Consider the following 22,300-nt stretch of genomic DNA (forward strand, 5'->3'; position numbering starts at 1 on the left):
GCAGTCTCTGCGGTGGGGCTTTTTCATTGGGGAGTGCGTCCATAATCGTCCCTTTGCATCCGAGGCGATACCACGCCAGCCAGCCGCCAATCGTGGTATTTTTCATGGTATCCAGAAGGGCGATACCATGAGTCTCACCGTAAAGGCTGTCGACGCAGCCAAGCCGCAGGAGCGGCCCTACAAACTCACCGACGGCGGCGGCCTGTACCTCTTTGTGGCGCCCACCGGGTTGAAAAGCTGGCGTGCCAACTACGAGCTGAACGGCAAACAGCGCACGCGGACCTACGGCCGCTACCCGGCCATGACTTTGGCGCAGGCCCGAGAAGCGCATACGCAGGCCAAAAGCACACCGGCCGAGGCGGCGACAGTCACGCCGATCGCGAAGGTCGCACCGACGTTCAAGGCCATCACGGAGCAGTGGCTGAAGATCAAACTTCCCTCCCTGTCCAACGGAAAGCACCAGGGGCAGGTAGCCGGGACGCTGGAGCGCTTCGCGTACCCAGCGATTGGTAAGCTGCCGATCGATCAGATCCCACGCACAAAACTCGTGGAAGTCGTGCAGGCCGTGCAGAAGGGCGGCCGTGTGGAAACTGCTCATCGGGTGGCTGGGCGCATCGCGGCGGTATTCGACTACGCGCAGGACGTGGGCTACATCGAGAGCCACGGTGCCGCTGGTCTGGTGCGAGTGCTGCAGCCGCGCAAGGTGAAAAAACCGATGGCCAGCATCCCGCCCGGCGAAGCTGGCGCTTTGCTCGCGGCGATCGACGGCTATGAGGAGCCGGTCACCCGCCTGGGGCTGCAGTTACTGGCCTTGACTTTCGTGCGCGTCGGCGAGATGCGCGGTATGCGGTGGTCAGAGTTGCGCGAGGACGGCACGGTCTGGGTAGTTCCCGCAGACCGCATGAAGGCAGGATTGCCGCACGTAGTACCGTTGTCCCAACAGGCGCGGGCGGTGCTTGAACAACTTCGGGTGCTCACAGGTGACCGCAATCTGGTGCTGGATTCACCGCTGCGCCCGGGGCATGCGCTGTCGGAGAACACCTTCCTGTTCGCGCTTTACCGACTGGGCTATCGCGGTCGGATGACGGCGCATGGATTTCGGGCTCTGGCGTCCACCGTGCTCAATGAGCAATCGGGCTTTGCGCACGATGTCATCGAGCGCCAGCTCGCGCACCGCGAGACGGATACGGTTCGCGCGGCGTACAACCGGGCGCAATATCTGGACCAGCGCCGGGGGTTGATGCAGTGGTGGGCGGACTGGTTGGATCGACAGCGCGAATCAGATCGGCCACCCGTCAGCGCGTGAGGCTGCCGATCCGCACGGGCTGCGGCAGTATGCCGGCGCTGACGGCGCGCCAGAACGTGGAGCGGCCCATCGATAGCATGTGAGCGCCTTCGATGGCAGTCACGAGAAGCTTGTCAGCCAGGGATTACCTCATGCCAGTTCGACAGCGCATGGCGCCGTGACGGTCCGAGTCTGACTTCGACAATTGTTGCGACCATGCCTTAAGTGTCACCGGACTGCCGGACGACCAATGCATAGCCCAGGACCAAGATGGTTGAGCCCATGTGACAGGCCCCGCCTGCCGGCCTTAACTATGCGAGAATGCTGAACAATTCCTACTGAGGACGAAACTTGGCGGCAAATTTTTATGGCACAACGCCCCGGAAATAACCCCAAACGCCGTATCGTCCGGCCAGAGCGCCTGACTGAGGAGGAGAAGGCGCAATTGATGCGGGACGTGCGCTATGTCGGTAGCGGTCACCATAAACGAAATCCAGCTGATTACGAGCTGCCGCGAGCAAACCCCCGGCCCACAAAGTCGTTGTGTGATCTGGAGCGCACCATTAATCTGAGTGAGGCACAGCACCTTGTGGCGACCGGCATCCAATGCGGTTTGTTCAGTGAGCCGCGGGAAGACGGCTTCCCGAAGTTCATTTGGAGCGTATCGGAACGTGGCGAGGTGTTTGAAGCCAAAACAGATACTCATGGCACCGGTGAATATCATGGGTACCCGCTGGAAGATGAGGATGTCATGCACGAGTATGTGAAGTCCGTCTGGATAGAAAGATGCCAGAGCGCTGGTCAATAACGCCCGAGTGGGCGCAGTTGGAAACTGGGTCGCCAGAAGAGCGAGCGGGTTTTGCCGCGCTCGGCATTTATGCCTATGATGCCTGCTTGACGGAGGGACATGATCGTCTTTTGCAAAGCATCCGGCGAGATCCGTATCTGTCGGCATACCATTTTGCCGAATGGCTAGCCTGGAATTGGTGGCGCCTGCGTTGGGAGCCACACAAGAAGTCACCCGAGTGGGAACTCTCACATGCCATGGCGAGCATCGGCGGGGGCTACATCTGGCCGAACATCCACATCGTTTCCGATGGGCAAGCCGTCACGCTCGTGTCTAAACCCACGCCCGAGCGTGCACGTACCCCTTACCGCTATATCACTGACAGCGTGAGTGTCATCACCGCTGCCGACTTTGAAAGCGAAGTGGACTTGTTCATCGAAGCGGTTTTGCAACGATTGCAAACTCGCCAAGTTGCCGACAGCAATCTGAGCGATATTTGGCAGCACGTGCTCCAGGAGCGACAAGATCCAACTCTGTCCATGCACCGCAAGCTCGAAGCATTGTTGAGCGAAGACCCTGGCGAAGTGGATGAAGCTCTGCTGAATCGCTTTCTGAGCAATGGCGAGGCTACAGGCCAAACCGCTCTTGAGGAAATCGCCGCCAATCGCATACCGGGTAAAGCTGTGCCCGACGTCACGCGCCTGCTCGAGCTGGGTCATGAGCGAGGTGCCGTCACAAATCCTCAAGACTGTGTAACCCTGCGCACTCCCATTCCAGGTGACTTAGACGCCGCCTGGAAGGTTGGTACCCGTACAGCACAACTGTTGCGTGCTCAGGAAAACATGGACCAGGGTGTAGCTATCACGAACGATCGGCTTGCGGATATGTATGGTGCCCCACGAAATATTTTTAATTCCGCAGAACCACTAGAACCGCAATTCGATCTGTCCTTTGTCTTATCAGAGTCCAAGCAGCGTAATCGGGTCGTACTACGCTCCAAGTGGGATACCGGTCGTCGTTTCGAGATAGCCCGTCTGCTGGGTGATACCTTGATCCGTGTAACTAACGATCCCATGCGCCCTGCCACGCGTTCGGATACCTACAGGCAGAAGGTGCAGCGCGCGTTCGCAGCCGAACTCCTTAGCCCCTTTCAAGCTGTGGAAACCATGCTGAATGGGGACTACTCGATGGAGAACCAGCAGGATGTCGCCCACTACTTCCAAGTCTCGAGCCTGACCATACGCACGCTACTGGTCAACCACAAGCGGATCGACCGCAGTGAGCTCGATGGGGGGTGATTGGGCGCATGCTTGCATAGATTACCTGAATTGCCGTTGCCAAAAGCCAACCGTTCTCAGTTGGCTTTTTCGCCCTTTCCCTGCCAGTTTGTGCGGATTCCGGGATCTCGCGTCTACAGTGCTCAATGAACAATCGGGTTTTGCCCACGATGTCATCGTGCGCCAGCTTGCGCACCGGGAGACTGATGCGGTTCGCGCGGCGTACAACCGGGCGCAGTATCTCGAACAGCGCCGGGGGCTGATGCAGTGGTGGGCAGACTGGCTGGATCAACAGTGGCAAACCGATAAGCCAACCGAAAGCGTAATCACCAACCGCCAGCGTTTGTCATGACTCGGCCCATGTGGAATCCGGGCGGATCGTTGTCCGTCCGGCGATTCTTGAGCCGGTGAACCGTGTGATTGGAGACTGTTTCTGATGTTGCCAGAAAAAGCGCTGTTCTTCGGCCTAACCTGCCTCGGCTTCGGCTTCATTCCTGGGCCCGCGCTGCTACAGACCGTATCGTTGACGCTTCAGCACGGGCGGCGTGTCGGCTTCCTGTCCGCGCTCGGCATCCACCTCGGCGCCTTTTTCCAGATCTGCATCGTCGCGCTCGGTGCGGTCGCGGTGCTGAAGACATCACCGATGCTGTATCACGTGCTCAAGGGGGTCGGTGGAGGCTATCTGATCTGGCTCGGCATCCAGCGCATCCGTGCACCCGTAGGGCAGGACGCGGCGATCAAGGTGCCGAACAACGTTGTGTCTTCGAGCGCGTTCATCGAGGCGTCGAATCCGAAATCAGCGCTGTTCTATTTTTCGTTTCTGCTGCAATTCACGAATCCTGACGCGTCGCTCGGGCTCGGCTGGCAACTGTTCTTGCTCGGCGCTTGCGCCAATCTGCTGTTTTCCGCCGCCGACGTGTTCTGCATCCTGCTCGCCCATCCGTTGCGTGCCCGCGTGTCACCGGGCGGCCCGGCACTGCGGATCGGCCAAATTCTCGCCGGCACGCTGTTCGTCGTGCTGGGCGTGATGGCGATCATCAGCAATTAGCGCGGGTATGACCCCATGACGAACGACAGGTGTATCGACGGGGTGAGGCCAGGCTGCTCAATTGCAAGTCGCCCTCTCGATGCCGATTCCCTCCTTCGTGTCAACGCATGTCGCGCAGGACAAAAAGACCTGTTGAATGCGCTCGGCCTGATTGTGAACATGATCGTATTGCGGAACACGCGGTACATGGAAGGCGTGCTGATGCGGTTGCGCAGCGAGGGCTACCGGGTGTGGCCCAAGGAGGGGGGCGGCAGACGCCGTCGACGCAAGAACATCAAAATACTCGCGCGCCGTGTCGGCGTCCGACGCGCGTGGAGAGCTACGCCTGTTGTCCACAGGGATTGATTTATGAAATTTTGCAGATGCGTTCATGGGGTTTAACTGACTTCTCTTTCCCATTGCGGTCCAGACCCCCTATTCATTCGATTGCCGATCGCGTCGAGGACCGCGGGGACAATGACTCGATGCATTGGTTTTACCGGCAGCATATAGATGCGCCCAAGCGAGTTGTGCACATGAACCACTGTGGTGACGGTGATCAGTACCTTGGGTTCTCCAGGAAGCAAGGCGCGATGAACCGACAGAATGACGTTCAGGTGTTTGTCTTTGTCTCCGAGCAGCGCTTCGTCGAAGGTGTTCTCGAAGAGCGTGAAGATTCCGACGCGGTCGCCTAGGCGGTACTCTGAGGGCGACTTGCCGGGAATGAGAGCAGACAGGTGGCCAAGGTCCTTGAGCCCCAGCAGGGACGCCGTTCGGTTGCGCAAGGCCATGCACGCATTGACCCACTTGGGAGTATGTCCAATGGCAGCGATGAAGTGGTCAAGCGCTGGGAGTTCGACTGCGTTGGATTCAACTGACCAAGAGTCGTGGAAGTCGGAGCCGACGAGCAGACCTGCGACCAGGCTGCTTGGCGGTGCAGTAGTTTCGCGCGGACCTTCATTCATGCGGTTTGACGTGTGAACTGAGGGGTGAGCGTCGGGTTGGAGCCTCCCTTCGTGCGGGCTCGCTCTGGTGGAGGAACTTGGTGTATAGATCGCGAGGCGATGGGGGGGAGATGGACTTGAGGACTTGACCAACATTACCCCGGTGGTAGCCACCGTGTGCGATGACGTGGAGAAGGATTTCTTCTCGGGACATGCGCCCGCTGTCCCCGTCGGTAAACTCGAAGTCGATGACTTCGGCGAGATTGGTTGCGCTCAGGCTTGCAGCGTAGTGCTCGTACCAAGCATCGGTGGCCGCCACATCGGACCGCAATTGAGCAAGGGTGGGCGTGCTCTTGGTGTTCGTGGCGTCGAAGGGCCTTGGCTCGGCGCTCAGGTGGGCCTTGAAGATGCGATCAACGACGTAGATGTGGTTCAGCGTTCGGATACATGTGTGGAGATGTTCTGCGTGCTCGGCAGGTAGCCCTGCAAGGGTGGCGAATAACTCCTGATTGGCCCAGGACTTGTACCCGAACAGCGATCGAAGTGTGGTGCTTGACATGCGCGCGATTACTCCCTGAGATGCCTAACGCAATGTACGTCGGCGCAGCGAACCATGATTATGCCGAGCCAAGTCATTGACGGCGAGGTTTTTGCAATTTCTTACTCCGCATATGCTCCGGACAAATCGGAAGGCCTTAGTATTGAACATACGATAGCTGTGGCCCTGGCGATCGTAGCCACCATCGTGCCAAGGCACTGCTGAGTTCGCATATCGGCTGTGTTGACGGCCCGTGTATGGCGCTCAGCCGCGCTCTTCGCCTTGCGCGGACTGCTCGATCTGCGTTGCGCGACAACCCACTGGACAAAACGGCCCGTCGCAGACGCCATGGTCACAAAAGCGACAGATATGGCGCGCATCGGCTCGGTTCTCTACTGCTCCGGCGAGCAGTTTGTCGAGCAGGTTCGTGAACTCCGCTTGTTCTGACTTGGCCAGCGTGCTTAGCATCGCACTTAGGGTCGAAAGGCGCTGGGTTTGCAGGCGCATGGCTTCAACGCGGCCTGCTGCGAGGATTTCTACCAAAGTCTCGCGGGATCCGCTATGGGATTTCCGGACAAACCCAGAAGCTGCCAGGCGGTCAATTGCGCGCGAGCAAGCGGGTTGGGAAAGGCTCAGCACCTTGCCAAGTTCGCTCACGCTCATAGGTGGCCAATAGGAGAGCCAAAGCAGGATTGCCGCGCTGGATGGCGAATAGTCTTCCAACGCCCCGCTAATGGCTCGGTCAAGCACGGCCCACATGGCGCCCAGTTTATTGGCCTGCAGCGCCTGATTTCTCTCACGCTTGTTCATAGAGCCTGTCAGTTGCATGCATGCGCCGAAGCGCGGCTGCATAGCGCGGCATGACCGCGGCCATCATGGATTCCCCCTGCGGGGGACGTTCCGTGTTGAACACGTAACGCGGGAAGTCGAGCGGCTTCTGAACGGTCCAGATCCTTTCGTGATCCCCAGGAGGAAAAATTTGGGCAGGTGTCCCCACAGCGACCCAGCCGATGGGGACGGTTGCGTGAGCGGCAAGCTCCGTGCGGATATGCACCACGGCGTGGATTCGCACTTCACTGCCGCGCCGGAGAATGGCGCCATTGAAAACGGCCGCACCAGTTGCTATGAACACCTCATCTTCCACTGAGCATCCGACGAGGTAGGCGTGCGGCCCCACGAGAACGCAGCTTCCAATCTGCGTTACGTGCCCCGGCACGCCGCGAATAACCGCAGTGTCCATGATTACGCAGTTGTCGCCGATGCGAATCGGTCCGCCTTCAGAGATGAGTACAGCGCCGTGGCCAATGGAGCAATTCGCTCCGATGTGCACGTCGCCTGAGATGACAGCGGTAGATGCGACCCTGGCGCTTGGGTCAACGAATGGATGATCTTGATCGTTTTGAATCCACATATGAGTCTCCATATTGCATGCAGCATGCATGAATGATAGATGGGCAAGAGCATCATTGCCAAGCGTTCGAGGCACCGAACGTCGGGGCGCGACGCCCGCAGACTATCGGTAACGGGCGCGTTGGATGGAATGCAGACGATGCCCGCTCGCTGACGTATAGCAGTCAGCGTACTGAGGATGGGCGACGGCCGCATCGGTCCAGCTACTGTCACTCACGAACTCCGTCTGTAGCTCCACTCCGGCACCGGCCGCCGGGTATTGCTACGCGGCTTGCAATCGTCGCTAGCTGCCGCCGAGTAGAGAGCGCGCAAGCTGCCATGCGTTTTCCTGGCTCTCGCCAATACGGCGCAGCGCGTAGGGCCACCAGTCGCTGCCGAATGAGACGTAGAGGCTACTGCATTGGAGTTCGGACTGAGGATTGCAAGACAAACGCGCCGAGGACGAGCTGCGACCCCGGGGCTCCTTGAGCGGTCCCGATCAACGCTCAGACATGTCTGCGGTCCAGGAGAGGGCTGGACTGGATCAGGTTCATCGTGTCTTGCCCGAGGGGCCGGGCCATTCTGGTGAGAGCAGGTAAACCCTCAAGGCTTCGCCAATGTGGCGGATCGACTCCGCGACCTCACCGGAATTCACCATGGCGTCCTCAGTCACACATGCGCCAAGCAGGGCTATGTCGCGCGATGCGCCCTCGACCATCACGGCTGACATGGTTAGAAGCGTCTCACGCAGCGCATCGTAAGCATGATGGGCCCTGGGGGAGGTGTTGACCAGGGCCACGGGTTTGCCCACGAACCCTTCGTCACTGACCAGCCAATCCAAGGCGTTTTTCATGATGCCCGATACACCATGAGCGTATTCGGGGCTGGCGATCAACAGAGCATCTGCCTGTCGAACCGACTGCCGCAGGTGTCGAACCGAGGGAGGCGGATCGATCTCTCGATCCGGGTTGAACAGGGGGAGGTCGCCCAAGCCCGGATAGACCGATATCGACAGATCGGCAGGTGCCAGGCGAGCTGCTGCGCGGCAGAACGCGGCATTGATCGAAGCCGCGCGCAGGCTTCCGGCCATGGCCAGGACGCGCATGAGATCAGGGGGCATGCCGGGATTCTACGGTGGTGTTCATCACGTGGGGCGGTACGGACTATCGGAGCGATGGCGCATTCGGTGCGACCAGTTGACGCTGCGACAGTCCGTTATCACTTGAACGGGCAGGAGCGATGTTGCAAACAACAAGTCGGTGGATTTTCCCTACTGCTTCGGTCGAAGATCAAAGGCGCTCTATTTTGCAGACGCAGGCGCCTCCGCGGAACGGGTCTTGGACAAACCTTGAACCACGCCGCGCACCGCGATGAGCACAAGCAGCGTCGACGCAATGCCCACGACCGCCAAGGCCATGCCGTCGTTGACATTCCCCTGATCGAACTGCGCATAGACATAGGTCGAGATCACCTGAGTGCCAGGCGGCTGTAACAGGATCGATGCGGCAAGTTCGCGCATGCAGAACGCAAACAGAACCGCGCCGCCTGCGAGAACATGCGGCCATGCCAGCGGCAGATGGATCTGAGTCAGCACACGGGGTGGTCGCGCGCCGTGCACGCTCGCTGCCTGGCTCAGCCCGACCGGAACCTGCTGCAAACCACTCGCGGCATAGCGCAGTGCGTAGGGGAGCGTGAGCGCCAGATAGGCCAGGCCGATGATGGGCACATGACCATAGATCGGCAGCGGGTTGCCCGGAGCGTTCCAGAACAGAATCAGCCCAGTCGCCATCACCACGCCGGGAATCGCCTGTGGCGCATAGCCCAGCACCTCCAGGAATCTTCGGGTGCGCTCAGGAAGCCGCTGAAGGATGAACAGGCCGGTCACCGCCACCGCCATACCTGCCACGCTCGTACCGACGGACAGCCCGATGCTGGTTTGCAAGGCCGCGAGCCCGCCATCGCCCGGTGTGAGCACCTGCGCAAAATGCTTCCAGGTCCAATTGCCTGAAGCCAAACCGTTGGTGACGGCCTTCTGCAGGGCCGTTACCCCGATGGCCGCCAGCGGCAGCCCTGTGGCGATGACGGCGAACAGCAGCGGCGGCAAGGCGCACCAGCGCCGCGTCTTCACCGCGCGCCTTTGTGCCGACGTCGCGGTCATCCGGGTCAGGGGCAAGGCGAGCAGCCAGATCATCAGGGCCAGTGTGCCAAGGAGCAAACCGATGCCCGCAGCCCGAGGCAGGTTGACCGGCCAGACGTCGAGCGCCTGCTCCACCGCCACACTGAGCACCTGAACGCCCGCCATATCACCGAGCACCTTAGGCACGCCAAATTCTTCAGTGCTGGCGAGGAACACCAGCAAGGTCGCGGCCAACAACGCAGGAGCCACTCCTGGTCGATAGGCCATCCAGCGCGCACGCAGTGGCGATGCGCCATGAACCTGGGCCGTCTCGATGAGGCGATGATCGACGCCACGAAGCGCCGCGCTGGCCATGACATAGACCAGCGGCGTCAAGTGCAGGGCCATGACGATCGCCATGCCAGGCAGGGCGTACAGCAGCTTGGCAAGCGCCAGTCCACCATGACCGAGAACCTGGTTCCACAGGCCCACCGGCCCTGCGATCAGCGACCACGCCACCGCGGTGAGGTAGGGCGGCATGAGGAAGGAGCCGAGGAGCAGCGGCTCGAGCCCTTGTTGCCAGCGGACCGGCGTCGCCTCCACCAGTCCTGCAAGCAGGGCACCGGCGATCAGCGACAACCCCGCAGTGAGCGCGGCCAGTTTGAGGGTAGTGAGCAGGTTGGCGAAAAGGCCATGACCCAGCAGGACATGCCAGCTCTGTCCGTGCGTGAGCGGGGTTGCCGCCTCGAAGAGCAGAGCCGCAACGGGGGCTAGGATCAGCAGGGCAAACGCGCCGAGCAGCAAGATCTCCCCGGTTCGGCGAAACGATCGTCCGCTCTGCATTCACCGGCCAAGAATCTGATGACTGAACCGGGCCAGAACGGTCTTGCGTTGCTGCGTCAATGCGGCCCAGTCCACCGGCAGTACATGGGACAGGGCCGAATCGGGCCAGACCGTCGCGGGCGGCACACTGGAGACTGCGGGGAGCAGCAGCGCCTTCGCCACATCGGTCTGGCCCGCAGGGGACATCGCGAAGTCGACGAAGCGCTCTGCCGCCGCTGCTTGGTGGCTGCTCTTCATGACGATTATTGGTCGGGGAATGAGGAGCACCCCGCTGCTGGGAATGATGAGATCAAGACTGTTGCCCGCGAGCTTGGCCTTGAGGGCGGTATGGCCGACCGCTGCCACCATGACGCTGCGCTCACCCATTTCCACCGGGCGCAAGGCGCTGGCATTGGGGCCGGGCCAGATGCAACCATTGGCTATGAGGGCATCGAGCCAGGCCCAGCCTTTTTGGCCCTCATGCGCGGCGTAGGCGATGACAAAGTCAGAGGCGGTGCCCGAGAGCGTGGGGTCGGGCATGGTGAGCTGGCCCTTCCATTTCGCGTTGGTGAGATCGGACCAATCCTGCGGCGCCTGTTTGTCACCGACCAGATGCGTATTGACGACCAGACCGACGACATCGGCGCCAACCGGCAGGAAGGGGCCGGGCGCATTCACCTGGTGACGCAGGGTCTTGAGGATCGCGTCGGGCCGGTACGGCAGCACCAGACCTTGATTGGCCAAGGCGAGTCCCGCCGTCCAGTCCGCGAGAATGACCACATCCGCGTGAGGCTGGGCAGCTTCAGCAGCCAATCGCGCCATGATCTTCCCGGTACTGGCGGTGTAAAGATCCACATGCTGACCACTTTGTTTGGCATATCCAGCAGCCAGCGCTTTGGCCAGGGAGGCGGGAGCGCTGCTGTAGACCACAAGGTCGGCGGCGTTCGCCATACGGGCGCACAACGCAGCGAGGACGAGGGAGAAGGCAAAAAGGAGTTTGTGTTTCATGGCTGACTATAGATAAGGCCCAATAAAATATGAACTCTCAGCAAGTTTTTTGATCCATTGATGGTGGAAAAAGAAAACGCAAGAAAGCAAACACTGGAGCAACTTCACGAGCGACGCAAGCAAGTCGTGAGGTTGCACAAGCGGGGCGTCAAGATCATGCAGATCGTGGACATGACGGGGCTGAGTTACCCGCCCGTTCGAGCGGCCATCGACTTGTACGAGGCCGGCGGCTGGAGCGCCATCCGACCGACTCGGCGGGGACGCGCCAGAGGCGACGGTCGGGTGCTCAGTCAAGCGCAAGAAGAGACGATCCAGCGCATGATCATTGACACACGTCCCGAGCAACTCAAGATGGACTTCCATCTGTGGAGCCGCGCTGCGGTGATGCAACTCATTGAACAAGAGTTTGACATCAAACTACAGGTGCGCAGCGTTGGAAAGTACCTCACCCGCTGGGGCTTTACGCCGCAAAAGCCCATCAAGCGAGCCTATGAGCAAAGCCCTGCGGCGGTGCAGGCTTGGCTGGAGGGGGAATACCCCGCCATCGAGCAGCGCGCCAGGGCTGAGGGCGCGGAAATTCACTGGGGAGACGAAACCGCGCTGGTCAACACAGACGTGCGCGGCAGAAGCTTTGCCCCTGCGGGCAAAACCCCGGTGGCGATGGCGGTGGGCGGGACGCGCCAGAAGCTCTCGATGATCGCCACGGTCACGAACCAGGGCAAGACCCGCTGGATGATCATCGACGAGACGTTTGACGCCGACAAGCTGATCGAGTTCTTGCAGGCGTTGATCAAGGATGCAGGCAGGAAGGTGTTCCTGATTCTGGACAACCTGAGGGTGCATCACAGCAAGTTGGTGAAGGCGTGGGTCGCCTTGCACAACGCGCAGATCGAGCTGTTTTACCTGCCCAGTTACAGCCCCCAACTCAACCCTGAGGAGAGGCTCAACGCCGATCTCAAACAGGAAATGGGCAAACGCGTGCCGGTGCGAACCAAGGCCAAATTACGCGAAGCTGCGAACGACCATATGGCGATGCTGGAACAAAACCCGCAGCGTGTGATGAGCTACTTCCAGGACCGGCGCGTTCGCTACGCAGCTTAATACTTCACAGGGCCGGAGCAATAATGAGAAAGGACGAAAGGCTCAGGCGGGATGGTTGTCGGCGGGGAGGAGCCAGCAGTGCTCCGAAACGAGGTCGATGGACACCGCATCCTGGGACAGATCGTGCGGGCTGGTGCCCTGGATGCGATCGCCGTTGGGGTGTTCGACTTCAACGTGGAAGAGCCCAGCTTCAAAGCGGCGCTTGTGCACCCGCCAGGCGCCCGCTTGGGCGTGGATGCGAACCGCCTCAGGACGAAGCAGCAGGCGCGCAGGCCCGGTTCGGAGCGAGGAGTGGGCGGGGGCTTGCCAAGCCCTGCCGTCGAAGGTGAATCGAGCGAGATCGTTCTGCTCAAGGAAATCGACGTTGACCGGCACGCTGCGAAAACTGCCGGTCAGTCCGGCCACGACCTCACTGGACGGCTCACGGTACACCGTCGCTGGCGTGCTCCATTGCACGATGCGTCCCTGCTCGAGAACGGCCACATGCCGTCCGAGGGCGAACGCCTCGGAGGGGTCGTGCGTGACGTGAAGCGCGGTCGTGCGGGTTTCGCCGAACAGGGTCTGCAGATAGCTCTGCAATTCTTCTCGGGTCGGGCCGTCGACTGCAGATAGAGGTTCGTCGAGCAACACCAAGCTGGGCTTAGCCACCAGCGCGCGGCAAATGGCCACACGTTGCCTTTGGCCTCCAGATAAGGTGGCGGGCTTGCGTCGGCCATACCCGGCCAGACCCACGCGATCCAGCAATTCCTCGGCCCATCGGTGATCGGCCGGCAGTTTGCGTGCGCGCAAGGGGAACAGGATGTTGTCCATGACGTCGAGATGCGGCCAGAGATTGGCATCCTGAAACACCATGCCCAGACCGCGCTGGTGCGGCGGGCGGTCGATCGACTGGGTTGGATCGCAGACCGTTTCGCCATCGATTGCGATCTGCCCCGCATGGGGATGGACAAACCCCGCAACCGCCGCGAGCAGTGTGCTCTTGCCCGATCCGGATCGTCCCAGGAGACAGGCATAGTCGCCCGGCTCCAGATCGAACTGAATGTCACGCAGAACGGGCTGACCTCCGTAGTCCGCCTGCAGCCCACGGATGCGCAATGCTGTCATGCCTGCTGCTCTCAGAATCGGTATTGCAGCATCAGGCGGTTGTAGACCAGCGAGCGATAGGCCGCAGAAGACGCCCCATTGCTGATCAACAAGCGCTCACGAATAGACAGCCCTTTGAGCTTGCCGCGCAGGGCATAGGTCGCATCCAAATAGACGGCATGCGGATTGCCGCTGTAGGTTGTATGAAACTTCAACGCGGCCACCTTCAGCTTGAGCTGATGGTCGAGGAAGCTTCGGCTATACGCCAACTCGGTGGCATCTCCCGGTCCGTAGGCCAACAGGTCGACGTGCATGACTGCGGTATACATCGCCGAGGAATCGCGATAGGGCGAAACGATGGAACCTCCGCCAAAGGAATTGGCGTGATCTTCCAGCTTGTTGTAGGCCAAGGAGACATTGTTGCCCGAGAACTTGACGCCGCCGCGCAAGCCCCAGAGCGTGGAATCGACCGCTCCGCCTTTGCCAAACAGCGTTGCCTTGTACTTCTGAAACATCGAGCCGCCCGTCTGATGCATGAACTGCGCATCGACGTAGGGGGCGAAAGCGTCGTGGGCTTTGCCGAAAGCGTAGCCGCCATTCAGATAGGTGCTGCGCGCAAAGTCGGTGTAGTCATAGAACCAGGCCTCCCCATGAATGGGGCCAGAGTGATAGCGTGCGCCGATCACGCTGGTGCCGCTGGCTTCGGGAAGTACGGTTTTCTTAGGAAACACCGTGGTTGTGCCGTACAGCTCATCGTCTTCGTAGCCGTTGGGGTAGTAGAGGTTGTCGTGCGTGAAACCATCGGAGGTCCGGCTCTTGAAGGCGTTGATGCGCGTGGCCATCAACTGCAAACCTTTCATGGGCGCGATCGAGGCCCATACCCCCTGGAAGGTCTGGGGGATCATCCGGGAGTCCCGCGCCCCCATCCAGGGTGTGTTGATGATCTGACGCCCGGCGCGAATCAGTGCGCCGTCACGCGCGTATTGGACATAGGCCTGTCCGACCGTGGTCAGTGAGGACTTGGCGCCCATCAGTGTGGTCTCGTGCGCCTTGTCTCCAGCCGGGAAGGTTTCGATGGCATTGGCGTTGTAGACGCTCAGCCCGAGTCCGAAACCCCCGAGAAAGGGATCTGTGGTGATGTTGAGGCCTTCGCCTAGGGCCGAGGATCGCTGATCCGGCTTGGTCGGTGCGCCGTAGTTCTTGTTGAAACCATAGAGGCGCACAAATCCCGAAACATGAAAGAAGCTCGCTGGTGATGCGGCCTGGGACGGCGTTGGCAGGCTGAGTACCGAAGCGGCACTGAGGGCCAGAGCCAACAAGGGCTTGCGAAAGGTGAAGGGATGGGTCGTCATTTCAGGGATGTTGGTGTTATGAACCCGGCCGAGCATTCGTGGCTGACCGTAAAGGGTTTCATGCTACTGAACAGAAATGACGAAACGATGAAATTAATTTTTTGTCACTAAACGTTTCGCTCGGTTGCAGTTATGCCCGTTATTTTCACTCGTATAGTCCTCCAGCAGTTTCGGTGGAAGCGGGGTCACTTCAGCGGTGGCTCGATAGCACCGCTGATCGTTGGCGCCATGCGGTGGGTCGGCATCAGGGTGTCGTGGGCGTGGCGCTGAAGGCCGCCAGGAACAGCGGCAGCTATAGGATCAAGGGCCGTTGGGGGCGGAACCCAAGTCCAAGGCCTGATAGTGTCTGTCCTGCGTGACGCCGCCGTAACCATAGGCGGTCGCACGACAGTCGATGACATGGATATTCGAATGCGGGTGCACATTGCCGATCCAGGTCGAGAGCGCTTGGAATGCCTCGCGCTGAAAGATGGCCTTCTCGTCCCGCGTATTGGTTTCGTCCGTGACGGTCACTTCCAGGCGGAAGGCATTGCGCCCCAACTCTTGCAGCGACTGATCTGCGATGAACCAATCGGCATGGGGGACGTAGCGCACGAGGACAGAGGTACGCCTCAGATCCTTGCGCAACAGTTTGCAGGCGAGTGCGCCAATCCTCTTGCTCAGATCGCGGCTCAGTTCAGGGTCAGGGCTTCCAGAAAGATGCAGGGTGATGAAGGGCATGGGGCAGTTCCGAATCGTGAAGGGATGCCCGCAGGTTAGAAGGAATCCATTCACATCAAAAGCGGGAACTTATGATGGCATCCATCGGATAGGCCGATGGATGCCATGCACCATTTCGACATTACTCTCCTCCAGGCTCTCATTGCAGTTGCAGACGCGGGCAGCCTTACCGCGGCGGCCCCGCGGCTGTGCCGTTCACAATCGGCCGTCAGCGAACAAATCCGTAAGTTGGAGGAGCACTGCGGCGCGCTCTTGTTTCATCGGGGCAAGAAGGGAATCTCCCTGACGCCCGCAGGACAACGTCTACTCGGGCATGCCCGCCAGCTGGTGGCCCAGCACGAACGTGTTTACCAGGAGATGCGGGGTATCCAGCTGGCAGGCGACCTGCGTCTGGCGATCACCGACTACTTCCGCCCCACAGTCATTGCACAGCTGCTGCGCCAGGTTCGCATGCGATACCCGCACCTCCGCTTGCATGTTTCGATCCGAAAGAGCGAAATCATCGAAAGCGGACAGGCGGATACGGACTTCGACATCGGTCTATCCATGCGCATACTGGACAGCCACGCGGCGCGCAGGTCGCAAACGTCGAAGGCGAAACGTCTGCACGTGCTGCGTGAACCCTTGGCATGGATTGCCGAACCTTCTTGGGTACACGAAGGGGGCAAACCTTTACCCCTGGTCGTTCTCCCCGAGACCTGTGCCCTTCAGCAATTCATTGTGCGCACGCTGCACGCCAATCGCATGCCCTACTTCATCGCCCATAGTGCCTCCGGCGTTCTTGGCTTGCAGCTCGCTCTGGCGGCAGGGCTTGGCATCTCCTGTCTGAATGCATCGGCCATTCCAGCCGGAATGCGCCGGATGGACCCATCTGCGGATTGCCCCTTGCCGGATTTGCCCGATGTCGAGTTCAGCTTGTGCGTGCCCCATGAAAAGGCCGATGCGCTGGTGGAGGGCACGTTGTCCGTCTTGCGGGCCGCGTTTTCGGGGGACGCCTCCAGCGCGACGGCACAGACCAGTCCGAACTGGACCTGATGCAGCCAAAGGCTGCCCGTCCCAGCTCATCACACCAGCGGCACGTAGATATCGGTTTGCCAGTCTTCCATGGGCGTTTCCGGATAGACGCTCAGGTAGTGGAAGAACAGCGGATGATCGCGCAACTCCTCGCCGCTGCCCGGAAGCCAGTCGCGGTAGATCGGATAAATGCTCTCGCCGATATGGTCAGGTGACCCGACATGGCGGATGACCGCACATCGTCCGCCGGGAATGATGTCCTCGCAGACGCCCACACTGTTGGGCGCGACAGGCTCCTGCATTTCCCCGCAGATCGCAAAGCGAAACGAGTCCGGCGGCGTGGTCTCGGGATTGCTGTAGGGAATGCCGAAGGTGCGACTGGACGCCACGGGCGATTGCCCGGACTGCATGCGCCACTCAATGAACTGACGCACGCTTGCGTTGAGCAGGCCGGGCGCACCGCGGTGCTCCAGCTTGGCAATGCGCGTCTCGGGGAAATTGATGATCTGAACTTGCATAGACAGCTTCCTTGAAAGGTGAGGGATGACGAAAGACGCACTCCAGACCTGCCAACTGGGACGACGACGGAACTGACTGGGTGTCAGCCCGAATGCCCGCTTGAACGCCCGACTGAAGGCCTCGGGGCTGTCAAACCCGGCATCGAGCGCGGCGTCGAGGACGGTGCAGCGCTTTTGCGAGGCCAGGCGTCGCGCGGCGCCGCGCAAACGCATCATCTGCACATAGCGCGCGACCGGCACCCCCACATAGCCCGTGAATTGGCGGTGAAAGTGATAGGCCGAGAAGCTGGCAACCCGACTCAACACCGCCACGGACAGATCGCCGTCCAGATGGGCATCGATGTGGGCGAGCACAGCGTCAAAGCGCTTCGCGTAGGCGGTGTGGGTTGTCATCGCTTGGCTGGAGTGGTGAGCGATATGGTCGCTCGCACCCACGGCTCTGCGCCTAGCCAGCCTTGCGGAATTCAAATTCTTGATGCGGCACGAACTGCAGACATGATGGCATAACGATTTGCGAGCGCTTGGCTCACGGGGGCAGTTGCCATGAAGGCTCTGCCATAGAGCCCGCGTGCTCAAGCGGTTGGCACAATTGGACGTGCCGTCATGAGCGTTTAGACGGGTTCACCGTGCTATCTGTTGTCTTTACTGGCGATGCGCATGGGCAGGATGGGGTGGCCCCTGATGATTCGTTTACCGATTTATGCAGGTCTATTGGGAAGTGCGACGCCGAATCCAGTTCTGAGCCCGTTGATTCGAAGTGCCGAGTCTGAGCGTTGTCAGCGAAGCGTCCCCCGTTGGACGGCAATTTTTGTTCATGGAGCGCGCGATGTCGCGCCCGCTCAGCAAGAGCATTGCGCAGCTGTCCGCCCATTCCAAATCCGGGCCAGATCATGTGTCGCCCCTGACCGGATTGGGAGAGGTGGACGCACACCTCCTCACGGATTTTCGCCACCACGGCAACGCCAATTTGCCGGGGCGAGTGGGGTCCTGGCCGCGCTGAGTTCCTGACGCGAACTTCCTTGGCCGCAGCTCTCGAGCGATGATTTTGATGTCCATTCAAGATGTCCTGGGAGGATGGTGAAGAGTCTCTGGTGATGATCAAGACAAGCACCAGCCTGGGTGAGCTGCAGGCACAATTTATGGAACCATCCCAGCGTTCTCAAATGAACAAATCTCTTGCCGGATGAAATGAAATCACCCACCTTTCGGGGCGCATCCGGGCTCCTGATACCTCTACCATTGAGGTCCAAACGGGCCCGGCGAATTTGCGCCGCTTCTACAGCAGCGAGCGACAGGATGCAGTGAACCGGATCCAAGCGCTTCCTTCGTTTCCTGAATGTCAGCGTGTTCTCAAAAATTCCCTTGACGGCGTTGCGGGCCTTCGAATCCGCGGCGAGATTGGGCAGCTTCAAGACGGCGGCCAGCGAACTTGCCGTCACGCCGACGGCGATCTCGCATCAGATCAAAACCCTCGAGACCTGGCTGGGTTTGCTGCTGTTTGAACGCAAGCCGTCAGGCGTAAGCCTGACGCTGAGCGGCCAACAACTCTATGCCGCCAGTCATGAGGCATTTCGGCGGCTCGGCGATGCGCTCGAAGCCATCCAACCAGTAGCGCCGGGAGAGACTCTGGTGCTGACCACGACGCCGTCATTCGCCGCCGCGTGGCTGATCCCGCGGTTGGAACGATTCCACGAGCGGTTCCCGCATCTTCATATCGCGGTGGAAACGAGCGACACCGTGGTCGATCTGGAGCGCGAAGCGAGGGTGGATCTGGCCATTCGCTGCAGTTCCGAGCGCTATCCGGCACTCGTCAATCAGGAGCTTTTTGACGAGTACTTCGGGGCGTTCGCGTCCCCCGATTTCGATGAAGACCGCCCTAGCGGACGGCTTGAACTGATCGCCGTGCGCTGGGACACCTCGACTCCAAACACTGAATCCGTGACATGGCAAGCCTGGTGCGAGCGGGCAGGAAAACAGGACTGGTTGCGGCGGTCGGTTTTACGCCACTTTGACGACGAACACTACGCCTTGCAAGCCGTCTTGCATGGGCGGGGTGCCGTACTTGCGAGCTCCGTGCTTGTGAATGACCAAGTCATGGCGGGAGCGCTTCGACCTGTTCTGCCGTCGGTCCGCCTCCCTGGAGATCGCTACGTGGCTTTGTGCAGGCCAGGGCGGGAGCGCGTAACGCCCATCCGCGAGTTTCTGGACTGGCTTGAAGAAGAAGCCAGCGCGACGCGCGTCGGGCTTCTCAATAGGGGGAGTTGAAGGGTGGGTCGGGTGAACAGGGTCCGACTGACACAGTCATGATGCGGCTTCGATCAGCATCTCGCTGCTCGGTGTGAACCCGATGGAATGCGGCATGGTGGATTCGCCATTAGTTTCCGGCGCGATCCGCGGCGCACGGACAGAACTGCAACGCGCGGTACTGGCGCTACAGCCCGGATAGGCGCGGGTTTGCCGCGGGCAGCGCGGCTCGATCCCGCGCAAACCCTGCGAAGCACCGTGCAGCGGCGCTCAGGCGGCGCTACTCGCGCCCGCATCGACGCGCAGGGCTTCGACCAGTCGCGTCAGCGCCGGGGTGTGCAAGGCGCGCGGCGTCACCAGCAGGGTTTGCAGCCGCGCCACGCGCTTGGGCACCGCGGCCACGGCCAGCGCCTCGCGCTGCGGGTAGATCGCCAGCACCGAGCGCGGGATCAGGCACACGCCGACACCGCTCGCCGCGGCCGCGAGCAAGGCGTGATACGAAGCGAATTCGAGCATGCGCGCCGGCACCACGCGCAACGTCTGCAGCCACTGCTCGAAACGACGGCGGTAGGCACAGCCCTGGCCATAAAACACCAGCACGGTCTTGCCGTCGAGAAGTTTGGGACTGGCCAGGGAGGGGTTGTCGCGCGCGCCGACCAGCACCAGTTCCTCGCGATACAGCGGCACGCTCGCGTAGCGTGCAGCGTCCACGGCCTCGCCGACGATGACCGCATCCAGCGCGCCGGCTTGCACGCGGGCGATCAATTCGCGCGAGGGCGCGGTCTGCAGTTCGACCATGACCTCGGGATGACGGCGATGGAACTCCGCCAGCGGCAACGGCAAGCGGCTCGCGGCCACGCTTTCCATTGCGCCCAGCCGCAGTCGTCCGCCGATGCCGTCCTGGCGCACCGCGGCACGGGCGGCCTCGGCGAGGTCGAGCAGGCGCCCAGCATAGCCCAGCAGCGCATCGCCGGCCGCAGTCAGACGCAGTACGCGCCCCTCGCGTTCGAACAGCGCCACGCCCAGCGAGGTTTCCAACTGGCGGATGCGCGCGGTGATGCTCGATTGCGCGCGGTGCAGGCGCAACGCCGCGCGGCCGATTCCGCCGGCGTCGACCACGGCTTGAAAGGCTTCCAGTTCACGCAAATCCATGATCGCTTTTTCCGATGTGTACGCTCTGAATTATTCGCTTTTATAGCTGAATTCTGGCACCTAATATGGTGTCAACCCTAAAAGACATCGGGTCAAAGAAAGGAAGCAGCCATGCCAACATCGCAGATGCTGTCGCGAACCTACGGCCGCGGCGCAGCCGACCGTCGAATCGAGGCGCGTGAGCCATCCCTTGAGGGCGCGCGTGCCGCGCTCGAATGTTTCTACTTCGCCTTCAACCAGCGCTCGCTGGACGCATTGGAGGCCGTATGGGCGCCAGGTACGCTGATCTCGCTGGACAATCCGCTGGGCGGGATCATGCGCGGGCTCGACGACATCCGCGCGCTGTACCGGCGCATCTTCAGCGGCCCCGCGCAGGTGTGGGTGGAGCTCCACGATGTCGTCGAATATGTGGGCGATGACACCGTCGTGTTCGCGGGTCGCGAGCGAGGCGAATTCACGCGTGACGGTCGCACGGTACCCCTGGCGATACGAACCAGTCGCGTGTTCCAGTATTTCGGTGGCCCACTCGGCTGGCGGCAGGTACACCATCATGGATCGATCGATGACCCCGAGGCGTTGGCGCGGTACCAGCAGGCTGTCCGGGGGGCATGATCGACGCGCGTGCACCTTGACTCCGCCCTGGCAATGAGCGGACCAACCAACGGGTTGCGGCGACGGTCCGCTGCGCGGCACGCCGCTGAACCAGAGCATTCTGCAATTCCCCTGTGGACACCTCCATGAACACCCCTCTGCGCAATGCCCTGACCGGCATGACCGTGCTCGCCATCGGCATCGGCATCGGCCGGTTTCTGCTCACGCCGCTGCTGCCGATCATGCAGGCCGATGCCGGGCTGAGTCTGGTCGGGGGCGGCTGGCTGGCCTCGGTGAACAATATCGGCTATCTGGCCGGGGCCTTGCTGTGCACCGTGGTGGCCTTGCCGCAGCGGCAGGTGCTGCGCTGGGGACTGGTGGCGATTGCGCTGTCCACCGCGGGCATGGGACTTGCCCATGGCATGGTGCCGTGGCTGGCCTGGCGCCTGCTGGCAGGCGTCGCGGCGGCGGTGCTGATGGTGCACGGCATCGCCTGGAGCATGCGTCGCGTATCCGCACCGGTGGCGCATCCTCTGCTCGAAGCACTGGTGTTCACCGGCCCCGGCGTCGGCATCGTGGCGAGCGGCGTGGTGGTGGCTGGATTGCAGCCCCTCAGGGTGGGTTCGGCGGCGAGCTGGATCGGCTTCGGTCTGGCCTGCGCCGGGGTGATGGCGCTGCTCTGGCGCACGCTGGGCCATGCGCCCGAAGCAACCTCGGCACAGGCCGACGCGGCAAGCCCGGCGCAGCCCATGGGGCCGGCCTGGGCACTGATCGCCGCCTATGGCCTGTTCGGTTTTGGCTATGTCATCCCCGCCACCTTTCTGCCGGTCATCGCCGGCGAGCATCTGCACCTGCCCGCGCTGCGCGAGTGGTTCTGGCCGCTGTACGGTGCGGCGACCGTCGTTCTGACCCTGCTGTTACCGCGCCTTCTGCGGCACATCGACAACCGCTCCGTTCTGGCGGGTGCTTTTGTTGCGATGATTGCGGGCACCACGCTGATTCTGGTCTGGCCGAGCATTCTCGGCCTTGCGCTGGCGACCGTGTTGACCGGCAGCATGCTCATGCCCATCCCCATGGTGGTGATGCGCGAGGCGCGGCTGCTGATGCCGCATGACCACACCCGCCTAGTCGCCGCGCTGACCGCCGCGTTCGGCGTCGGGCAGATCGTCGGGCCGCTGACGGCGGCATGGCTGGCTGCGCGGCAGCACAGCTTCGATGCGCCGCTGTTGCTGGCGGCGCTGGCGCTCCTCGTCGCGGCCACTCTTGCCCTGGTGCGGACGCGCGGTGCCAGGATTCCCACGGCCCGCAGTGTGGGCGAGTAACAGACTCCTG

The 22,300-nt window shown here is 61.3% G+C and carries 22 protein-coding genes and 1 pseudogene; 11 read left to right on the forward strand and 12 right to left on the reverse strand.

Going from position 1 to position 22,300, the window contains the following annotated elements; genetic code table 11:
- Nucleotides 1–127 precede the first annotated feature (127 nt).
- The 6 genes and pseudogenes from THIX_RS22165 to THIX_RS25045 form a co-directional block, all read left to right on the forward strand.
- A complete protein-coding gene (locus tag THIX_RS22165; RefSeq protein WP_013123640.1) occupies nt 128–1,306 on the forward strand; it encodes an integrase arm-type DNA-binding domain-containing protein in 1,179 nt (392 codons plus the stop codon).
- Nucleotides 1,307–1,652: 346 nt separating this feature from the next.
- Nucleotides 1,653–2,093: a hypothetical protein gene (locus THIX_RS22170; protein WP_013123639.1), complete on the forward strand. Its 441-nt coding sequence runs from the start codon at nt 1,653–1,655 to the stop codon at nt 2,091–2,093.
- Nucleotides 2,072–3,370, forward strand: coding sequence for a hypothetical protein (locus THIX_RS22175; protein ID WP_013123638.1), 1,299 nt, complete (start codon nt 2,072–2,074; stop codon nt 3,368–3,370). Before THIX_RS22170 ends, THIX_RS22175 begins: the two co-directional genes overlap by 22 nt.
- Before the next feature lie 118 nt (nt 3,371–3,488).
- Complete coding sequence (locus THIX_RS22180) at nt 3,489–3,701, forward strand: hypothetical protein (protein WP_371412976.1); 213 nt, start codon at nt 3,489–3,491, stop codon at nt 3,699–3,701.
- Between the two features lie 84 nt (nt 3,702–3,785).
- Complete coding sequence (locus THIX_RS22185) at nt 3,786–4,397, forward strand: LysE family translocator (protein ID WP_112487929.1); 612 nt, start codon at nt 3,786–3,788, stop codon at nt 4,395–4,397.
- A 111-nt stretch (nt 4,398–4,508) separates the two neighbouring features.
- Nucleotides 4,509–4,635: pseudogene (locus THIX_RS25045) on the forward strand (Tn3 family transposase); the annotation flags it as partial.
- Between the two features lie 139 nt (nt 4,636–4,774).
- Here THIX_RS25045 and THIX_RS22195 read toward each other — a convergent pair.
- The 7 genes from THIX_RS22195 to THIX_RS22230 all read right to left on the reverse strand — a co-directional run bounded on the left by THIX_RS22195 (nt 4,775) and on the right by THIX_RS22230 (nt 11,193).
- Nucleotides 4,775–5,341, reverse strand: a complete 567-nt coding sequence (locus tag THIX_RS22195; protein WP_112487931.1) for a DUF2867 domain-containing protein — start codon at nt 5,339–5,341, stop codon at nt 4,775–4,777.
- Nucleotides 5,334–5,879 carry a DinB family protein gene (locus tag THIX_RS22200; RefSeq protein WP_112487932.1) on the reverse strand — a complete coding sequence of 182 codons (546 nt, stop codon included), beginning with the start codon at nt 5,877–5,879 and terminating at the stop codon, nt 5,334–5,336. Before THIX_RS22200 ends, THIX_RS22195 begins: the two co-directional genes overlap by 8 nt.
- Before the next feature lie 243 nt (nt 5,880–6,122).
- A complete protein-coding gene (locus THIX_RS22205) occupies nt 6,123–6,668 on the reverse strand; it encodes a MarR family winged helix-turn-helix transcriptional regulator (RefSeq protein WP_158540982.1) in 546 nt (181 codons plus the stop codon).
- Entirely contained in the window at nt 6,655–7,269 is a 615-nt protein-coding gene (locus THIX_RS22210) for a gamma carbonic anhydrase family protein (protein WP_112488560.1), read from the reverse strand. Before THIX_RS22210 ends, THIX_RS22205 begins: the two co-directional genes overlap by 14 nt.
- Nucleotides 7,270–7,797: 528 nt before the next feature.
- Nucleotides 7,798–8,367, reverse strand: a complete 570-nt coding sequence (locus THIX_RS22220; protein WP_112487934.1) for an NADPH-dependent FMN reductase — start codon at nt 8,365–8,367, stop codon at nt 7,798–7,800.
- Between the two features lie 180 nt (nt 8,368–8,547).
- Nucleotides 8,548–10,167: an iron ABC transporter permease gene (locus tag THIX_RS22225; protein ID WP_158540983.1), complete on the reverse strand. Its 1,620-nt coding sequence runs from the start codon at nt 10,165–10,167 to the stop codon at nt 8,548–8,550.
- A 39-nt stretch (nt 10,168–10,206) separates the two neighbouring features.
- Nucleotides 10,207–11,193 (reverse strand): ABC transporter substrate-binding protein, encoded by a 987-nt coding sequence (locus THIX_RS22230; protein ID WP_112487936.1) that lies wholly within the window; start codon nt 11,191–11,193, stop codon nt 10,207–10,209.
- Nucleotides 11,194–11,256: 63 nt separating this feature from the next.
- Between THIX_RS22230 and THIX_RS22235 the strand changes: the two genes are divergently transcribed.
- Entirely contained in the window at nt 11,257–12,294 is a 1,038-nt protein-coding gene (locus THIX_RS22235; RefSeq protein ID WP_112488561.1) for an IS630 family transposase, read from the forward strand.
- Between the two features lie 42 nt (nt 12,295–12,336).
- Here the strand turns inward: THIX_RS22235 and THIX_RS22240 are convergent, their stop codons facing one another.
- From THIX_RS22240 to THIX_RS22250, 3 genes are all read right to left on the reverse strand, one after another.
- Nucleotides 12,337–13,398, reverse strand: coding sequence for an ABC transporter ATP-binding protein (locus THIX_RS22240; RefSeq protein WP_112487937.1), 1,062 nt, complete (start codon nt 13,396–13,398; stop codon nt 12,337–12,339).
- An 11-nt stretch (nt 13,399–13,409) separates the two neighbouring features.
- Nucleotides 13,410–14,729, reverse strand: a complete 1,320-nt coding sequence (locus THIX_RS22245) for an OprD family outer membrane porin (RefSeq protein WP_158540984.1) — start codon at nt 14,727–14,729, stop codon at nt 13,410–13,412.
- A 300-nt stretch (nt 14,730–15,029) separates the two neighbouring features.
- Nucleotides 15,030–15,449, reverse strand: a complete 420-nt coding sequence (locus THIX_RS22250; RefSeq protein ID WP_013123627.1) for a 4-oxalocrotonate tautomerase family protein — start codon at nt 15,447–15,449, stop codon at nt 15,030–15,032.
- A gap of 96 nt (nt 15,450–15,545) precedes the next feature.
- Between THIX_RS22250 and THIX_RS22255 the strand changes: the two genes are divergently transcribed.
- Nucleotides 15,546–16,484: a LysR family transcriptional regulator gene (locus THIX_RS22255; RefSeq protein WP_112487939.1), complete on the forward strand. Its 939-nt coding sequence runs from the start codon at nt 15,546–15,548 to the stop codon at nt 16,482–16,484.
- 29 nt (nt 16,485–16,513) lie between these two features.
- On the opposite strand, the gene THIX_RS22260 is transcribed toward THIX_RS22255, so the two are convergent.
- Nucleotides 16,514–17,374, reverse strand: coding sequence for a GyrI-like domain-containing protein (locus tag THIX_RS22260; RefSeq protein ID WP_112487940.1), 861 nt, complete (start codon nt 17,372–17,374; stop codon nt 16,514–16,516).
- 951 nt (nt 17,375–18,325) lie between these two features.
- Between THIX_RS22260 and THIX_RS22270 the strand changes: the two genes are divergently transcribed.
- Complete coding sequence (locus THIX_RS22270) at nt 18,326–19,246, forward strand: LysR substrate-binding domain-containing protein (protein ID WP_013123623.1); 921 nt, start codon at nt 18,326–18,328, stop codon at nt 19,244–19,246.
- Between the two features lie 249 nt (nt 19,247–19,495).
- Here the strand turns inward: THIX_RS22270 and THIX_RS22275 are convergent, their stop codons facing one another.
- Nucleotides 19,496–20,377, reverse strand: a complete 882-nt coding sequence (locus THIX_RS22275) for a LysR substrate-binding domain-containing protein (protein WP_013123622.1) — start codon at nt 20,375–20,377, stop codon at nt 19,496–19,498.
- A 111-nt stretch (nt 20,378–20,488) separates the two neighbouring features.
- Between THIX_RS22275 and THIX_RS22280 the strand changes: the two genes are divergently transcribed.
- Nucleotides 20,489–20,989: a nuclear transport factor 2 family protein gene (locus THIX_RS22280; protein ID WP_013123621.1), complete on the forward strand. Its 501-nt coding sequence runs from the start codon at nt 20,489–20,491 to the stop codon at nt 20,987–20,989.
- Nucleotides 20,990–21,114: 125 nt separating this feature from the next.
- Nucleotides 21,115–22,290 (forward strand): YbfB/YjiJ family MFS transporter, encoded by a 1,176-nt coding sequence (locus THIX_RS22285; protein ID WP_013123620.1) that lies wholly within the window; start codon nt 21,115–21,117, stop codon nt 22,288–22,290.
- Nucleotides 22,291–22,300 lie beyond the last annotated feature (10 nt).

The organism is Thiomonas sp. X19, assembly GCF_900089495.1.
GTDB lineage: Bacteria > Pseudomonadota > Gammaproteobacteria > Burkholderiales > Burkholderiaceae_C > Thiomonas_A.

Bases quoted from the DNA above. Each gene is read 5' to 3' on its own strand.
- THIX_RS22165 (WP_013123640.1), top strand. From the start codon at position 128: ATGAGTCTCACCGTAAAGGCTGTCGACGCAGCCAAGCCGCAGGAGCGG.
- THIX_RS22170 (WP_013123639.1), top strand. From the start codon at position 1,653: ATGGCACAACGCCCCGGAAATAACCCCAAACGCCGTATCGTCCGGCCA.
- THIX_RS22175 (WP_013123638.1), top strand. From the start codon at position 2,072: ATGCCAGAGCGCTGGTCAATAACGCCCGAGTGGGCGCAGTTGGAAACT.
- THIX_RS22185 (WP_112487929.1), top strand. From the start codon at position 3,786: ATGTTGCCAGAAAAAGCGCTGTTCTTCGGCCTAACCTGCCTCGGCTTC.
- THIX_RS22195 (WP_112487931.1), bottom strand. From the start codon at position 5,341: ATGAATGAAGGTCCGCGCGAAACTACTGCACCGCCAAGCAGCCTGGTC.
- THIX_RS22200 (WP_112487932.1), bottom strand. From the start codon at position 5,879: ATGTCAAGCACCACACTTCGATCGCTGTTCGGGTACAAGTCCTGGGCC.
- THIX_RS22205 (WP_158540982.1), bottom strand. From the start codon at position 6,668: ATGAACAAGCGTGAGAGAAATCAGGCGCTGCAGGCCAATAAACTGGGC.
- THIX_RS22210 (WP_112488560.1), bottom strand. From the start codon at position 7,269: ATGTGGATTCAAAACGATCAAGATCATCCATTCGTTGACCCAAGCGCC.
- THIX_RS22220 (WP_112487934.1), bottom strand. From the start codon at position 8,367: ATGCCCCCTGATCTCATGCGCGTCCTGGCCATGGCCGGAAGCCTGCGC.
- THIX_RS22230 (WP_112487936.1), bottom strand. From the start codon at position 11,193: ATGAAACACAAACTCCTTTTTGCCTTCTCCCTCGTCCTCGCTGCGTTG.
- THIX_RS22240 (WP_112487937.1), bottom strand. From the start codon at position 13,398: ATGACAGCATTGCGCATCCGTGGGCTGCAGGCGGACTACGGAGGTCAG.
- THIX_RS22245 (WP_158540984.1), bottom strand. From the start codon at position 14,729: ATGACGACCCATCCCTTCACCTTTCGCAAGCCCTTGTTGGCTCTGGCC.
- THIX_RS22250 (WP_013123627.1), bottom strand. From the start codon at position 15,449: ATGCCCTTCATCACCCTGCATCTTTCTGGAAGCCCTGACCCTGAACTG.
- THIX_RS22255 (WP_112487939.1), top strand. From the start codon at position 15,546: ATGGATGCCATGCACCATTTCGACATTACTCTCCTCCAGGCTCTCATT.
- THIX_RS22260 (WP_112487940.1), bottom strand. From the start codon at position 17,374: ATGACAACCCACACCGCCTACGCGAAGCGCTTTGACGCTGTGCTCGCC.
- THIX_RS22275 (WP_013123622.1), bottom strand. From the start codon at position 20,377: ATGGATTTGCGTGAACTGGAAGCCTTTCAAGCCGTGGTCGACGCCGGC.
- THIX_RS22280 (WP_013123621.1), top strand. From the start codon at position 20,489: ATGCCAACATCGCAGATGCTGTCGCGAACCTACGGCCGCGGCGCAGCC.
- THIX_RS22285 (WP_013123620.1), top strand. From the start codon at position 21,115: ATGAACACCCCTCTGCGCAATGCCCTGACCGGCATGACCGTGCTCGCC.